The organism is Blastococcus sp. KM273128 (genome assembly GCF_021698975.1).
Classification (GTDB): Bacteria; Actinomycetota; Actinomycetes; order Mycobacteriales; family Geodermatophilaceae; genus Blastococcus.
Window position 1 is genome coordinate 1 of the sequence record NZ_SSXA01000094.1, and the last position, 14,290, is coordinate 14,290.

The 14,290-nt window shown below is 73.0% G+C and carries 14 protein-coding genes and 1 tRNA gene; 13 read left to right on the forward strand and 2 right to left on the reverse strand.

The window, feature by feature from the left end; all coding sequences use genetic code 11:
- From E9529_RS19295 to clpX, 7 genes are all read left to right on the forward strand, one after another.
- Nucleotides 1-986, forward strand: a 986-nt coding sequence (locus E9529_RS19295) for an amidase (RefSeq protein WP_304505675.1), incomplete at its 5' end; no start/stop codon positions are given.
- Nucleotides 953-1,288, forward strand: coding sequence for a YciI family protein (locus E9529_RS19300; protein WP_236832890.1), 336 nt, complete (start codon nt 953-955; stop codon nt 1,286-1,288). The genes E9529_RS19295 and E9529_RS19300, both read left to right, overlap by 34 nt.
- A 67-nt stretch (nt 1,289-1,355) precedes the next feature.
- Nucleotides 1,356-1,429, forward strand: a tRNA-Pro gene (locus E9529_RS19305).
- Nucleotides 1,430-1,525: 96 nt separating this feature from the next.
- Nucleotides 1,526-2,986 carry a trigger factor gene (gene tig, locus E9529_RS19310; protein ID WP_236832891.1) on the forward strand — a complete coding sequence of 487 codons (1,461 nt, stop codon included), beginning with the start codon at nt 1,526-1,528 and terminating at the stop codon, nt 2,984-2,986.
- A gap of 299 nt (nt 2,987-3,285) precedes the next feature.
- Nucleotides 3,286-3,924 (forward strand): ATP-dependent Clp protease proteolytic subunit, encoded by a 639-nt coding sequence (locus E9529_RS19315; RefSeq protein ID WP_374201379.1) that lies wholly within the window; start codon nt 3,286-3,288, stop codon nt 3,922-3,924.
- Nucleotides 3,925-3,944: 20 nt separating this feature from the next.
- On the forward strand, nt 3,945-4,574 hold the full coding sequence (locus E9529_RS19320) for an ATP-dependent Clp protease proteolytic subunit (protein ID WP_236832892.1): 630 nt from the start codon (nt 3,945-3,947) through the stop codon (nt 4,572-4,574).
- A 298-nt stretch (nt 4,575-4,872) separates the two neighbouring features.
- The gene (gene clpX, locus E9529_RS19325) at nt 4,873-6,147 is read left to right on the forward strand and encodes an ATP-dependent Clp protease ATP-binding subunit ClpX (protein WP_236832893.1); all 1,275 of its coding nucleotides are present in this window, start codon (nt 4,873-4,875) and stop codon (nt 6,145-6,147) included.
- A 61-nt stretch (nt 6,148-6,208) separates the two neighbouring features.
- Here the strand turns inward: clpX and E9529_RS19330 are convergent, their stop codons facing one another.
- The gene (locus E9529_RS19330) at nt 6,209-7,129 is read right to left on the reverse strand and encodes an endonuclease domain-containing protein (protein ID WP_236832894.1); all 921 of its coding nucleotides are present in this window, start codon (nt 7,127-7,129) and stop codon (nt 6,209-6,211) included.
- A 143-nt stretch (nt 7,130-7,272) separates the two neighbouring features.
- On the opposite strand from E9529_RS19330, the gene E9529_RS19335 reads away from it, so the two are divergent.
- Nucleotides 7,273-7,800: a DUF1697 domain-containing protein gene (locus E9529_RS19335; RefSeq protein WP_236832895.1), complete on the forward strand. Its 528-nt coding sequence runs from the start codon at nt 7,273-7,275 to the stop codon at nt 7,798-7,800.
- A gap of 37 nt (nt 7,801-7,837) precedes the next feature.
- Entirely contained in the window at nt 7,838-8,764 is a 927-nt protein-coding gene (locus E9529_RS19340) for an oxygenase MpaB family protein (RefSeq protein ID WP_236832896.1), read from the forward strand.
- 22 nt (nt 8,765-8,786) lie between these two features.
- Here E9529_RS19340 and valS read toward each other — a convergent pair whose 3' ends face one another.
- Nucleotides 8,787-11,372 (reverse strand): valine--tRNA ligase, encoded by a 2,586-nt coding sequence (valS, locus tag E9529_RS19345; RefSeq protein ID WP_236832897.1) that lies wholly within the window; start codon nt 11,370-11,372, stop codon nt 8,787-8,789.
- Between the two features lie 80 nt (nt 11,373-11,452).
- Here valS and E9529_RS19350 point away from each other — a divergent pair, with 80 nt between their 5' ends.
- Genes E9529_RS19350 through ndk form a run of 4 tightly spaced genes read left to right on the forward strand, consistent with a single transcriptional unit; the run spans nt 11,453 to nt 14,108 of the window.
- Complete coding sequence (locus E9529_RS19350) at nt 11,453-11,908, forward strand: YccF domain-containing protein (protein WP_236832898.1); 456 nt, start codon at nt 11,453-11,455, stop codon at nt 11,906-11,908.
- Nucleotides 11,909-11,929: 21 nt separating this feature from the next.
- Nucleotides 11,930-13,282 carry a folylpolyglutamate synthase/dihydrofolate synthase family protein gene (locus tag E9529_RS19355; protein WP_236832899.1) on the forward strand — a complete coding sequence of 451 codons (1,353 nt, stop codon included), beginning with the start codon at nt 11,930-11,932 and terminating at the stop codon, nt 13,280-13,282.
- On the forward strand, nt 13,279-13,686 hold the full coding sequence (locus E9529_RS19360; protein ID WP_236832900.1) for a DUF4233 domain-containing protein: 408 nt from the start codon (nt 13,279-13,281) through the stop codon (nt 13,684-13,686). Before E9529_RS19355 ends, E9529_RS19360 begins: the two co-directional genes overlap by 4 nt.
- An 11-nt stretch (nt 13,687-13,697) precedes the next feature.
- Nucleotides 13,698-14,108, forward strand: a complete 411-nt coding sequence (ndk, locus tag E9529_RS19365; protein WP_236832901.1) for a nucleoside-diphosphate kinase — start codon at nt 13,698-13,700, stop codon at nt 14,106-14,108.
- The last annotated feature ends 182 nt before the right edge of the window (nt 14,109-14,290 follow it).

Here is a 14,290-nt window from a genome sequence, read left to right on the forward strand (position 1 = left end):
CGGCCGCGGTCGCCGCCGGCCTGGTGCCGGTCGCGCACGCCGGCGACGGCGGCGGCTCGATCCGCATCCCCGCGGCCGAGTGCGGGCTGGTCGGGCTGAAGCCCACGCGGGCCCGGGTCAGCCAGGGGCCGGAGGTGGGGGAGAGCTGGGCCGGCGCCACCACCGACGGCGTCCTCACCCGCACGGTGCGCGACACCGCGGCGGTCCTCGACCTGATCAGCGGCCCCATGCCCGGCGACCCGTACGCGGCCCCGCCGCTGCCCCGCCCGCTGGCCGAGGAGGTCGGGGCGCCCGTGGGCCGGCTCCGCGTCGGGCTGCTGGACGCCGAGCCGGGGGAGCAGTACCTGGACCACCCCGCCTGCCGCGCGGCGGTGGAGGGCACCGGCCGGCTGCTCGCCGACCTCGGCTGCGACGTGGGGCCGGGGACGCCCGGGGCGATGTTCGACCCCGAGTTCCCGCGCTGGTTCACCACCACGATCGCGGCGGACGTGGCGCTCACCCTGTCGGCTTTCGAGCGCTCCCTCGGCCGGGAGATCGAGGACGACGAGCTCGAACCGCGCAACCGGGTGTACCGGGCGGTGGGGCGCCGGCTCTCGGCGGAGAAGTACCTCGGCGCCCGCACCTGGCTCGGCGCCTGGAGCCGACGGATGGCGCAGTGGTGGGCGTCGGAGGAACTCGGTGGCGAGGGGTTCGACCTGCTGGTCACCCCGACCATCGCCGCGCCCCCGCCGGAGCTCGGCTGGTTCACCGCGGCCGGCGAGAAGGAGGAGGGGCGGCGGATCAACAGCCTCATGCCTTACACCGCCCAGTTCAACGTCACCGGCCAGCCGGCGGTCAGCCTGCCGCTGCACCGGACGGAGCAGGGGCTGCCCGTCGGCGTCCAGCTCGTCGCCGCGGTGGGCCGGGAGGACCTGCTGGTCCGCGTGGCCGCCGCGCTGGAGGAGGCGGCGCCGTGGGCCGACCGGCGGCCGCCGGTGTCGGCGTGACCGGGGCCTCCTACTTCCTGGTGCTGCTCACCGCCGCGGCGGGCGCCGGCGCACCGCGTGCCGACCACGAGGCCTTCGTCGACTCGCTCGTCGACCGGCGGCTGGTGCTGCTCGGCGGCCCGCTGGGGGAGGACGACGCCGCCTACGTCCTGCGCTGCGGCTCGCCGGCGGAGGCCCAGGACGTCGTCGCCGCGGACCCGCTGGTCGCCTCGGGCGCCCGCACCGCGACCGTGACGCGCTGGGACCTCGTCGGGGTGGACCTGCGGCTGGTCGACCCCGACCTGGTCGTCGACGACGGCTGACCGGTCCGCCCGCCGTCCGACCGCGCCCGCCCGGCCGGCCCCGGGGCCGCCTAGACTCGTGCGGCCACGGGGTGTGGCGCAGCTTGGTAGCGCACCCGCTTTGGGAGCGGGGGGCCGTGGGTTCAAATCCCGCCACCCCGACCGTGCCCCGACGTCTCTAGACTCGGGGGTCGACCCGGCGTCCCGAGTCCGCCCGGGCGCCTGCACACCACTGTCTCACCGAGGAGCACTGCCGCTGTGAAGAGCACCATCGAGGAACTGGGCCCCACGCGGGTCCGGATGGCGATCGAGGTGCCGTGGGGGGACCTGGACCACGCCTTCGGTGAGGTCTACAAGGAGCTGGGCAAGCAGGTCCGCGTCCCCGGGTTCCGCCCGGGCAAGGTGCCCAACCGCGTGCTCGACCAGCGCCTCGGCCGCCCCGTCGTCCTGGAGCAGGTCGTCCAGCACGCCGTCCCGGAGATCTACTCCGAGGTCATCCGCGAGAACCAGGTCCGCGTTCTGGGCCAGCCCGACATCGAGGTGACCCGCCTCGACGACAACGACACCCTCGCCTTCACCGCCGAGGTTGACGTCGCCCCGCAGCTCGAGCTGCCGGCGCTGGACTCCCTGGCCGTGACCGTCGACGACGTCGAGGTCACCGACGAGGAGATCGACCAGCAGATCTCGGTCATGCGCGAGCGCTTCGGCATGCTCACCGGCGTCGAGCGGGCCGCGCAGGACGGCGACTTCGTCTCCATCGACCTCGAGGCCAAGCTCAACGGCGAGGTGCTGGAGGACGGCTCCACCACGGGCATGTCCTACGAGGTCGGCTCGGGCAACCTCATGGAGGGCCTCGACGACGCCGTCCGCGGGCTCTCGGCCGACGAGTCGAAGACCTTCCAGACCGCGCTCCTCTCCGGGCCCGACGCCGGCCAGCTGGCCGACGTCACCGTCACCGTCCGCTCGGTGAAGGAGAAGGAGCTGCCCGAGCTCGACGACGAGTTCGCGCAGACCGCCAGCGAGTTCGACACCCTCGAGGAGCTGCGGGAGGACGCCCGCACCCGGCTGGCCCGCACCAAGGTGATCCAGCAGGGCGCCCAGGCGCGGGACAAGCTGGTCGAGCACCTGATCGAGACCATCGAGGTCCCGGTCCCCGAGAACCTGGTCGAGCGCGAGGTGCAGTGGCGCAACCAGGCCTTCGAGCGGGAGCTCCAGCAGGCCGGCATGGACTGGGACGCGTTCCTGAAGATGTCGGGCGTGGAGAGCCGCGAGGACTACGAGGCCGACCAGCGCACGAACGTCGAGCAGGCGGTCAAGACGCAGTTCATCCTCGACGCCATCGCCGACGCCCGTGAGGTCACCGTCGGCAACGACGACCTCTCCGCGCAGATCATGGCGCAGGCGCAGCGCAACCGGATGAGCCCGGAGCAGTTCGCGCAGCAGCTGCAGCAGAGCGGCAACATCGCCGAGTTCGTCGCCGACGTCCGGCGCACCAAGACCCTCGCGCAGCTGCTCGAGCAGACGACGATCACCGACGAGTCGGGCCGGACCGTCGACCTCGACGCGCTGCGGCCCAAGACCGTCCAGGCGGCCGCCGAGGAGACCCCCGCGGAGGACGCCGAGGAGGCTCCGGCCGACGAGGAGATCGGCGTCCAGGCCGTCGCCACCGAGGCCGCCGAAGGGGCGACCGAGGACACCGAGGACGTCAGCAAGGCCTGAGAAAGGACCCCGTCCCCCTCACCCCTCGCACGCTCGGGGTGAGCCTCTGGACGGGGCCACCCTCCACGGCGACGCCGTCCTGCCCACCCGGGCGGGGCGGCGTCGTCGTCGTTCCGGGGCCGGCCGCTGCGCCGACGGCGAACACCACCGCTACGGGGACTGTCCCGTCGCAGGTGCGCGTTAGGGTCGACAGGACTCAGGCGATCGCCGGGGGGTACGCCTCCCGGCAGGCCGTTCCGGGCCCGCACCACACCGAGACCGACTGCCACGACACGCGTCCTACGGAGGTCACCGCACCCGTGAGCACCACCGACCCGAACCTGGCCAGCGCGCCGCTGCTGCGCGCCAACGGCGGGGGGATGAACCTCGGCGACTCGGTCTACGAGCGCCTGCTGCGCGAGCGCATCATCTTCCTGGGCACGCAGGTCGACGACGTCATCGCCAACCAGCTGGCCGCCCAGATGCTCCTGCTGTCCGCCGAGGACCCGAAGCGGGACATCCACCTCTACATCAACTCGCCCGGCGGCTCGGTCAGCGCCGGCATGGCCATCTACGACACGATGCAGTTCATCGACTGCGACGTCGCGACCTACGGCATGGGCCTGGCCGCCTCGATGGGCCAGTTCCTGCTCACCGCCGGCACCAAGGGCAAGCGCTACGCCCTGCCGCACGCGCGGATCATGATGCACCAGCCGTCGGCGGGCGTCGGCGGCACCGCGGCCGACATCGCCATCCAGGCCGACCTGTTCCGCCGCACCAAGCGGGAGCTCAACGAGCTGCAGTCATTCCACACCGGTCAGAGCGTCGAGCAGATCGAGAAGGACGCCGACCGCGACCGCTGGTTCACCGCGCAGGAGGCGCTCGAGTACGGCTTCGTCGACCACGTCGTCAGCCGTGCCGCGATGACCGACAGCGCCAACCCGGTCTCCGACAACTGAGCGCCCGAGGACACAGACACATGAGCTTCCAGATGCCCTCCAGCCGGTACATCCTGCCCTCCTTCGTGGAGCGCACGAGCTACGGCATGAAGGAGTCCAACCCGTACAACAAGCTCTTCGAGGAGCGCATCATCTTCCTCGGGGTGCAGATCGACGACGCGTCGGCCAACGACGTGATGGCCCAGCTCATCACCCTCGAGTCGGCCGACCCGGACCGCGACATCACCATCTACATCAACTCGCCCGGTGGCTCCTTCACCTCGCTGATGGCCATCTACGACACGATGATGTTCGTCCGGCCCGACATCCAGACCGTCTGCATGGGCCAGGCCGCCTCGGCCGCCGCCGTCCTGCTCGCCGCGGGGACGCCGGGCAAGCGGCTGGCGCTGCCGTACTCCCGCGTGCTGATCCACCAGCCCTCCGGTGAGGCCGGCGGTCAGGTCTCCGACCTGGAGATCCACGCCGCCGAGATCCAGCGGGTGCGCACGCAGATGGAGGAGATCCTGGCGCGGCACACCGGCCGGAGCGCCGACCAGGTCCGGGCCGACATCGACCGCGACAAGATCCTCACCGCTCCGGAGGCCAAGGAGTACGGGATCGTCGACCAGGTGATCCAGAGCCGGAAGCTGAACGCGCTCCCGACCGCCTGATCCGGTGCGGGCCGGGGACGCGCGGGACGCGTGTTCGGCCCGTACCGTCGGGGGTCCGAGGGCACGACGGGACAGAAGTGGAACGGCCTCGGGCGATCCGGGTGAGTCATTGCCCGGACCGGCCGGAGGCGGCGGGTAGGTTCGGCGAACGCCCGATCCCCGGCCCGCACCGCCGGGAGGAGAGCCTCGCGGGGCAGCCTGCCAGCGGGGTCGAGCAGGGGCACAAGACAAGCAAGCAGGGTCCAACCCGCGGGTACCTGACACCAGGACCGGCGACTGTCGAGGTGGAGGTCAGCAGGTGGCACGAATCGGTGAGAGCGGTGACCTGCTCAAGTGCTCGTTCTGCGGCAAGAGCCAGAAGCAGGTCAAGAAGCTCATCGCTGGCCCCGGGGTCTACATCTGCGACGAGTGCATCGACCTCTGCAACGAGATCATCGAGGAAGAGCTCTCGGAGTCGTCGGACCTGAAGTTCGACGAGCTGCCCAAGCCCAAGGAGATCCACGACTTCCTCGACCAGTACGTCATCGGCCAGGACAAGGCCAAGAAGACGCTCTCGGTCGCCGTCTACAACCACTACAAGCGGATCCAGGCCGGCGGTGACCGCGCCTCCCGCGAGGACGCCGTCGAGCTGGCGAAGTCCAACATCCTGCTGATCGGCCCCACCGGCTGCGGGAAGACCCACCTCGCGCAGACGCTGGCGCGGATGCTCAACGTCCCGTTCGCCATCGCCGACGCCACGGCGCTGACCGAGGCCGGGTACGTCGGCGAGGACGTCGAGAACATCCTGCTCAAGCTGATCCAGGCTGCCGACTACGACGTCAAGCGGGCCGAGACCGGCATCATCTACATCGACGAGGTCGACAAGATCGCCCGCAAGAGCGAGAACCCGTCGATCACCCGCGACGTCTCCGGCGAGGGCGTGCAGCAGGCGCTGCTGAAGATCCTCGAGGGGACGACGGCGTCGGTGCCGCCGCAGGGTGGGCGCAAGCACCCGCACCAGGAGTTCATCCAGATCGACACCACCAACGTGCTGTTCATCGTGGGTGGCGCCTTCGCGGGGCTGGAGCAGGTCATCGAGGCCCGCGCCGGCAAGCAGGGCATCGGCTTCGCCGGTGAGATCCGCGGCAAGCAGGAGATCGAGGACGCCAACGCCTTCGCCGAGGTCATGCCCGAGGACCTGCTGAAGTTCGGCATGATCCCCGAGTTCATCGGCCGGCTCCCGGTGATCACCAGCGTCCGCAAGCTGGACCGCCAGGCGCTGATCAACATCCTGACCCAGCCGAAGAACGCCCTGGTGCGCCAGTACCGGAAGCTGTTCGAGCTCGACGGCGTGGAGCTGGAGTTCACCGACGACGCGCTCGAGGCGGTCGCGGACCAGGCGATCCTCCGCGGCACCGGAGCCCGTGGCCTCCGGGCGATCATGGAGGAGGTGCTCCAGTCGGTGATGTACGACGTCCCCAGCCGGGACGACGTCGCCTCGGTGGTGATCACCAAGGAGGTCGTGCTCGAGCACGTCAACCCGACGATCGTGCCGCGCAAGCCGACCCGCGCCCCCCGCGAGAAGTCGGCCTGAACCGCACCTGAGCGTTGAACGCCAGAGGCCCAGGATCAGCCCGGTTCTGGGCCTCCGGCGTTCAACGGCCGAGCCTCGCGAGGAGCACGGCCACGATCTCGCGCCGGCAACCCTCCGGGTCGGTCATCAGGCGGGCGTAGCTGAAGCGCAGCACCACCCAGCCGAGCGCGGCGAGCTCCGTGTCGCGGCGGAGGTCCCGTTCGCGCTGCTCCCGGCTGCCGTGGAACGCCGCACCATCGAGCTCCACGGCGACGCGCGCTCCGGGCCATGCGGCGTCCAGGTGCACACGCCGGCCGTTCCCGAGCCTGAGTTCGTGCTGCCGGACCGGCGCAGGTACGACCGGCGGGCCGGGCAGGACCTCCAGCGCGCCCCAGATCTCGAGCTCGCTCTGGCAGCCACCGGCCACCAGGTCGAGCAACTCCACGAGCGCCCGCCGGCCGGGATGGCGGGCGCGCCGGTCGGACTCCCGGCGGAGCGCTGCCAGGCGCACGGCCCGGCGTCGCGCGCCCTCGATCAGGGCCTGGCGCACGGCTGCGGCCTCCTGGGGACTCCGCGCATTGCGACCGGGGGAGTGGGCCCACGCCCAGGCGTCGACCACGCTCCGGGCGGGTTCCACGACGTCCACGGCGCCGCACCGGACGGTGACCGGGCTCCGGGTGGTGCGGTGGGCCACCACGCCGGGCTGCCGCTCCGGTGAGCGGGCGTACGGGACCGTGACGTGGACCGGGCCGCCCTGCGGCTCAGCCATCCCGAGCGCGATCAATGCGGAGAGGTGGCTGAGCGGACCACCGGCCCAGAGGAAGGCGGCGCGGGACCTGATCGCCCACTCACCCGTCCGGTCGGGGAGCACGAGGACGCCGGGGTGCAGTTGCACGAGGTCACCCCGGCGGAGCCAGCGGACGACGCTGCTCGCGCTGCTCTCCCGCACCACGTCAGCCCGTCGGGCGACGCCGTCGGGCAGGAGCGCGGGGAGCCGGTGCACGGCGCAGAGGGTGGCGCACCCGGAGCTCGGACCGCAGGTGCCCTGTGGACACCGCTCACCGTTGAACGCCAGGAAGCCATCCGAGGCCCGGTTCTGGGCCGCACACCTGCAACGGAGTCCGCGCCGAGGCCTACCGTGCGGGCATGACGCGGTACGTGGCCCTGCTGCGCGCGGTGAACCTGGGCGCCACCCGCCGGGTCGCCATGCCGCAGCTGCGGGAGGTCCTGACCGCCCGGGGGTACGGCGCCGTCCGCACCCACCTGGCCAGCGGCAACGTGCTCCTCGACAGCCCGCTGCCCGAGGCCGAGCTCGCCGCCGACCTGTCCGCAGCGATCGCCGAGCACTTCGCGCTGGACGTCCCGGTCGTCGTCCGGACGGCCGACGAGCTGGCCGCGGCGCTGGCCGCCGACCCGCTGGGCCACGTCGCCACCGACCCCGCCCGGTACGCGGTCACCTTCTACGTCGAACCGCTGGACCCCGAGCGGGTGGCAGCGCTGCCGGCGGCCGACAGCGGGGAGTGGGCCGTGCGCGGGCGCGAGCTGTACGCGTGGCTGCCCGACGGCTTCCAGCAGAGCAGCGCGGCGGGCCGGAACTGGGACCGGCTGATCGGTGCCACCGGGACCACCCGCAACTGGAACACCGTCCGCAAGCTGGTCGAGCTCACCCGCTGACCAGCCGACGTCCCCACCGCGTGGCACATTCGGGGGTGTGCGCGCCCTGACCTCCCTGCCCCAGCAGGCGCGGGAGGCCTTCCGGGTCCGCGTCTCCGGTGACCCGACCGGCGCCCCGGACTGGGTCCGCGACATCGCCCGCGTCGGCACCGGCCCCGGCTGGTTCGAGCCCGACGGAGTCGTCTGGCGCGTGCACGGCGACCTCGCCACGCTCGTCGGCGGCGTCGCGGCGCTGCTGGGCCAGGGCGCCCACCCGCTCGCGCTGGCCGGCGTCCAGCGGCACTCCGCCTACCGGGAGGACCCGTGGAAGCGGCTGGCCGGGACCGCCCGCTGGCTCGTCGTGAGCACGTTCGGCTCGGTCGAGCTGGCCGAGCGGGAGGCGGCGCGGGTCCGTGGCATGCACGCGCGCGTCCGCGGCCGGGTGGGCGGCGTCGCCTACTCGGCCTCCGACCCGGCGCTGCTGCGCTGGGTGCACCTGGCCTTCACCGACGCCTTCCTCGCCGCCCAGCAGGCGGTCGGCACCGATCTGACCCCGCGCTTCGGCCGCGGCTGGCCCGACGCCTACGTGGGGGAGTGGGCCCGCGCCGCCGCCGAACTGGGCGCCACCGACCTGCCCCTGACGACGGCGGAGCTCGCCGAGGCCCTCGAGGCGTACGGCCCCGAGCTGCGGCCTGTCCCCGGCCACCTGCGCGAGTTCCTCGCCGCTCCGCCCGGCCTGAGCGCGCCCGAGCGGCTGGTCTACCGAGGCCTGTCCGGCGCCGCGGCGTACGTGGTGTCACCCTCGATCGCCGGGTGCGCCGGGGTGCCGGGTCGGGGCCGCGGTGGTGCGGCGCAGCTGGCCGTGACCCGCGCCCAGCTGCGGGCGCTGGGCCTGGCGCTCGGCCCGTACAGCCCGTCGGAGGAGGCGGCGCGCTGGCGGCTCGGCGCCGGTCCGGCCCCGGCCTGGGCCGCCGACGCCGCCTGAGACGCCGGCACCCGCGGCCGGCTCAGCTCTCGGCGGCCTCGGCCAGGACGACGTCGACCTCGAGCCCGCCCTCGCCCGGGCGGACGGTCAGCGTGCGGATGCGCCCGGCGTCGACGAGGTCGGACTGCGCGGCCTCGACCAGCGGCAGCTGGTCGGGCGCCACCGTGACCGTCGCCGTCTCCACCTCGGCCCGCATCGACTGCTTGGCGTCGGACTTCGCCTTCCGCACCGCCGCCAGCGCCGCTGCCGTCACCGTGACGACCGCCGGGTCGCCGTCGGCCGGCAGCTCCGCGGCGGCCGGCCACGCCGCGCGGTGCACCGAGCCGGTCTGCCACCAGGACCAGACCTCCTCGGTGACGAACGGCAGCACCGGCGCGAACAGGCGCAGTTGGACGTCGAGTGCGATCGCCAGCGCCGCCTGCGCGGAGGTCGCGGCCTCGCCCGAGCCGTAGGCGCGGGACTTCACCAGCTCCACGTAGTCGTCGCAGAACGACCAGAAGAACGCCTCGGTGACCTCGAGCGCCCGCGTGTAGTTGTAGGACTCCAGCGCCGCCGTCGCCTCCTCGACCACGCGAGCGAGCCCGGTGAGCAGCGCGCGGTCGATCGGCTGGGTGACCTGGTCGGCGGTCAGCGAGGCCGACGCACCCAGGCCCAGCACGAACTTGCCGACGTTGAGGATCTTCATCGCCAGGCGCCGGCCGACCTTCATCTGCGCCTCGTCGAACGGCGAGTCCGCGCCCGGGCGGGCACCCGCGGCCCGCCAGCGGACGGCGTCGGTGCCGTACCGCTCCAGCACGTCGATCGGCGTCGTCGCGTTGCCCTTGGACTTCGACATCTTCTTGCGGTCGGGGTCGACGACGAAGCCGGAGATGGTGGCGTGCGTCCACGGGACGGTGCCGTGCTCGAAGTGCGCCCGGACGACGGTGGAGAACAGCCAGGTGCGGATGATGTCGTGCGCCTGCGGCCGCTGGTCCATCGGGAAGACCTTGGCGAACAGCTCCGGGTCGGTGTCCCAGCCGGAGGCCACCTGCGGGGACAGCGACGACGTCGCCCAGGTGTCCATGACGTCGGGGTCGCCGATGAACCCGCCGGGCACGCCGCGCTGGTCGGCGGTGAAGCCCGGCGGCACGTCGGACGACGGGTCGACCGGCAGCGCCGCCTCGTCGGCCAGGATCGGGTCGTCGTGGATCGGCTGGCCCTCGGGGTCCAGCCGGTACCAGACCGGGAACGGGACGCCGAAGAACCGCTGCCGGCTGATCAGCCAGTCGCCGTTCAGCCCTTCGACCCAGTTGTCGTAGCGGTGCCGCATGTGCTCCGGCACCCACTGGATCTCCCGGCCGCGGGCTACCAGGGCGTCGCGCAGCTCGGCGTCCCGGCCGCCGTTGCGGATGTACCACTGGCGGGTGGTGACGATCTCCAGCGGGCGCTCGCCCTTCTCGAAGAACTTCACCGGGTGGGTGATCGGCCTCGGCTCGCCCTCGAGGTCGCCGGACTCGCGCAGCATTTCCACGATCCGCTGCTGCGCGCTGAAGACGGTCTTCCCGGCGAGCTCCGCGTACGGCCCGGGGGGGACGTCGGCCGGCGGGTCGGCCAGGATCCGGCCGTCCCAGCCCACGATGGCGCGGGTCGGCAGCTGCAGCTCCCGCCACCACGTGACGTCGTTGAGGTCGCCGAAGGTGCAGATCATCGCGATGCCCGAGCCCTTGTCCGGCTCGGCGAGGCGGTGGGCGACCACCGGCACCTCGACGTCGAACAGCGGGGTGCGGACCGTCTTCCCGAACAGCGGCTGGTAGCGCTCGTCGTCGGGGTGGGCGACCAGCGCGACGCACGCCGGGATCAGCTCGGGACGGGTGGTCTCGATGAAGACCGGGCCGTCGGCGGAATGGAAGGAGATGCGGTGGTAGGCGCCGGGCCGCTCGCGGTCCTCGAGCTCGGCCTGGGCGACGGCGGTGCGGAAGGTGACGTCCCAGAGGGTCGGCGCCTCCTGGGCGTAGGCCTCACCGCGGGCGAGGTTGCGCAGGAACATCCGCTGCGCGGTGGCGCGGGAGGTCTCCGAGATCGTCCGGTACACGTTGGTCCAGTCCACCGACAGGCCCACGCGCCGCCACAGCTTCTCGAACTCCGCCTCGTCCTCCTCCGTCAGCTGCATGCACAGCTCGACGAAGTTGCGGCGCGAGACGGGCTGCTGGTCCTTCCCGGGCTTGGCCGGGGGCTGGAAGGACGGGTCGTAGGGCAGCGAGGGGTCGCACCGGACGCCGTAGTAGTTCTGCACCCGCCGCTCGGTGGGCAGGCCGTTGTCGTCCCAGCCCATCGGGTAGTAGACGTGCTTGCCGCGCATCCGCTGGTAGCGGGCGACGATGTCGGTGTGGGTGTAGCTGAAGACGTGCCCCACGTGCAGCGAGCCGCTGGCGGTCGGCGGCGGGGTGTCGATCGACCAGATCCGCTCGCGTGGTGCGGCGAGCGCGACGTCGCGGTCGAAGGCGTAGGTGTCCTCGGCCGCCCAGCGTCCGATCCACTTCTCCTCGAGCCCGTCGACGGTCGGCTTGTCGGGTACGCCGACGGTCGCAGCCGGGGCAGTCGTGTCCGGGGTCGCGATGTCGGGAACCATGCCGCTCATCCTAGGAAGGGCGGGCAACGGACCTCCGCCCTGCCGGGGAACCCCTGCGCGGTGTCGCGCGTGGGACAGACGTGGACACGCTGCGCCTGCTGCTCAACCTGGTCTGGCTCGTGCTCCAGGGCTGGATCCTGGCGCTGGCCTACCTGCTGGCCGGGGTCATCGCCTGCCTGCTGGTCGTCACCATCCCGTTCGGCATCGCGTCGTTCCGGCTGGCCGCCTTCGTGGTCTGGCCGTTCGGGCGGACGACGGTGCGCGCGCCGGGCGCAGGAGTGGCGTCGGCCATCGGCAACCTGCTGTGGTTCCTCGTCGCCGGCTGGTGGCTCGCGGTGCTGCACGTGATCGCGGGCATCGGGTTCTGCCTCACGATCATCGGCATCCCCTTCGGCATCGCCTCGTTCAAGCTGGCCGCCGTCGGGCTCTTCCCGCTGGGCAAGCGGGTGGTGGAGACGGCGCCGCCGAGGGACTGGATGCACGCGGGTGGCGGCGTGGTCGGCGGCGCACCCCCGCGCCGCGCCGGGGCGTGGTGAGCGGCTGGCATCCTTGGCCGGGTGAGCAGCAGCACCGGTGACATGGCCCGGGTCGAGCAGGAGCTGCTGGCCCGCTGGCCGGAGAGCCGCCTGGAGCCCTCGCTGACCCGCATCTCGGCGCTGGTCGACCTGCTCGGCTCCCCGCACCGCGCGATGCCGGTCGTCCAGGTGGCCGGCACGAACGGCAAGACGACGACGGCGCGGATGGTCGACGAGCTGCTGCGCGGCTTCGGCCTGCGGGTCGGCCGGTTCACCAGCCCGCACCTGGAGTCGCTCCGCGAGCGCATCGTCCTCGACGGGGAGCCGGTGAGCGCCGAGCGCTTCGTCGAGACCTACGAGGACATCGCGCCCTACGTGCAGATGGTCGACGCCGCGGGGGAGACCCCGATGAGCTTCTTCGAGGTCATGGTCGGCATGGCGTACGCGCTCTTCGCGGACGCGCCGGTCGACGTCGCCGTCATCGAGGTAGGCATGGGCGGCACGTGGGACGCCACCAACGTGGCCGACGCGCGGGTCGCCGTCGTCACGCCGGTGGACCTCGACCACGCCGAGTACCTGGGGCCCGACGTCGCGACGATCGCGGGGGAGAAGGCCGGCATCGTCAAGGCCGGCTCGATCGCCGTCCTCGCCCGCCAGCAGCCGGGTGCGCTCGACGCACTGGTCCGCCGCGCCGTCGAGGTGGAGGCCGTCGTCGCCCGCGAGGGCACCGAGTTCGGCGTGCTGGAGCGCACGGTCGCCGTCGGCGGGCAGCAGGTGCGCCTGCAGGGTCTCGGTGGCGAGTACGAGGAGGTCTTCCTCCCGCTGTTCGGCGCCCACCAGGCGCAGAACGCGGCGACGGCGCTGGCGGCGGTCGAGGCGTTCCTCGGCGCCGGTGCCGCGACCGGCCCGATCGAGCAGGAGACCGTCCGCGCCGCCTTCGCCGCCGTGCGCTCGCCCGGCCGGCTGGAGCGGGTGCGGACCAGCCCCACCGTGCTGGTCGACGCCGCCCACAACCCGGCCGGCATGCGGGCGACGGTCGAGGCGATCCGGGAGTCCTTCGACTTCACCCGGCTCGTGGGCGTGGTCGGCTGCGTGCACGGCAAGGACGTCGCCGGGATGCTCGCCGCGCTGGAGGAGATCTGCGCGGAGCTCGTCGTCACCCAGAACGGCTCGCCCCGCGCGATGCCGGCCGACGAGCTGGGCGCGCTGGCGGTCGACGTCTTCGGCGCCGACCGGGTGAGCGTGCAGCCGGTGCTCCCCGAGGCGCTCACCGAGGCCGTCGAGCTGGCCGAGGCCGGTCCGGACGACGCCCTCGGCGGCTCGGGCGTGCTGGTCACCGGCAGCGTGATCACCGCCGGTGAGGCCCGGACGCTCATGGCCCGGGGCTCGCGGTGACCGCGACCGACCCGCCCCGCGCCGCGAAGGCCCTCCGGGGCGCCGCCGCCGCGGTGCTGCTGCTCGAGGGCATCGCGGTGCTCTTCGTGCCGCGCGGCATCGCCCAGACCGAGGAGGGGCTGAGCGGGGGGCTGCTGGCGGCGCTGCTGGCCCTGGCCCTCGTGCTGATCCTGGCCAGCGGGATCCAGCGCCGTGAGCGCGGGCTGGCGATCGGCACGGCGCTGCAGGTGCCCCTGCTGGCGACCGGGCTGATCAACGGCGTCATGTGGTTCGTCGCCGGGGCGTTCCTGCTCATCTGGGCCTACCTGCTCCAGGTCCGCAAGGAGCTGCTCGGTACCGCGTTCGGCCCCGTCGCGGAGCCGGACCGCGCGGACGGAGGCGGGGACGCCACGCCGACCCCGTAGGCTGCCGCCCCGTGACCGAACGCACCCTCGTCCTCGTCAAGCCCGACGGCGTCTCCCGCGGCCTGGTCGGCGAGGTGATCACGCGGCTCGAGCGCAAGGGGCTGCGCCTGGTCGCCGCCGAGCTGCGCACCCTCGACCGGGAGACCGCCGAGACCCACTACGCCGAGCACCGCGAGCGGCCGTTCTTCGGCTCGCTGGTCGAGTTCATCACCGGCGGCCCGCTGATGGCGCTCGTCGTCGAGGGGCCGCGGGCCATCGAGGCCTTCCGCGCCCTGGCCGGGGCCACCGACCCGGTGAAGGCGGCCCCCGGCACCATCCGCGGCGACTTCGCCCTCGAGGTGCAGAACAACATCGTGCACGGCTCCGACTCGCCCGAGTCCGCCGCGCGCGAGGTGGCGCTCTTCTTCCCCGACCTGGGCTGAGGCCCGCTGGGATCAGGGACCCTGATCATCGAGCGTCCTCCCTCACCGCGCACCGTGAGGGAGGACGCTCGACGATCAGGTGGCCCGGAGTCAGGTGGTGGTCGCACCGCCTCGATGAGGGGTGGATGCGGTGGCGGTCACCAGGTCGACGTTGCGGGTGTTCTGGCGGGCGATCGCGGAGG

Excerpts from the sequence above, each read along its gene's own strand:
- E9529_RS19320 (WP_236832892.1), top strand. The coding sequence starts at position 3,945 with ATGAGCTTCCAGATGCCCTCCAGCCGGTACATCCTGCCCTCCTTCGTG.
- valS (WP_236832897.1), bottom strand. The coding sequence starts at position 11,372 with ATGGTTCCCGACATCGCGACCCCGGACACGACTGCCCCGGCTGCGACC.
- E9529_RS19335 (WP_236832895.1), top strand. The coding sequence starts at position 7,273 with ATGACGCGGTACGTGGCCCTGCTGCGCGCGGTGAACCTGGGCGCCACC.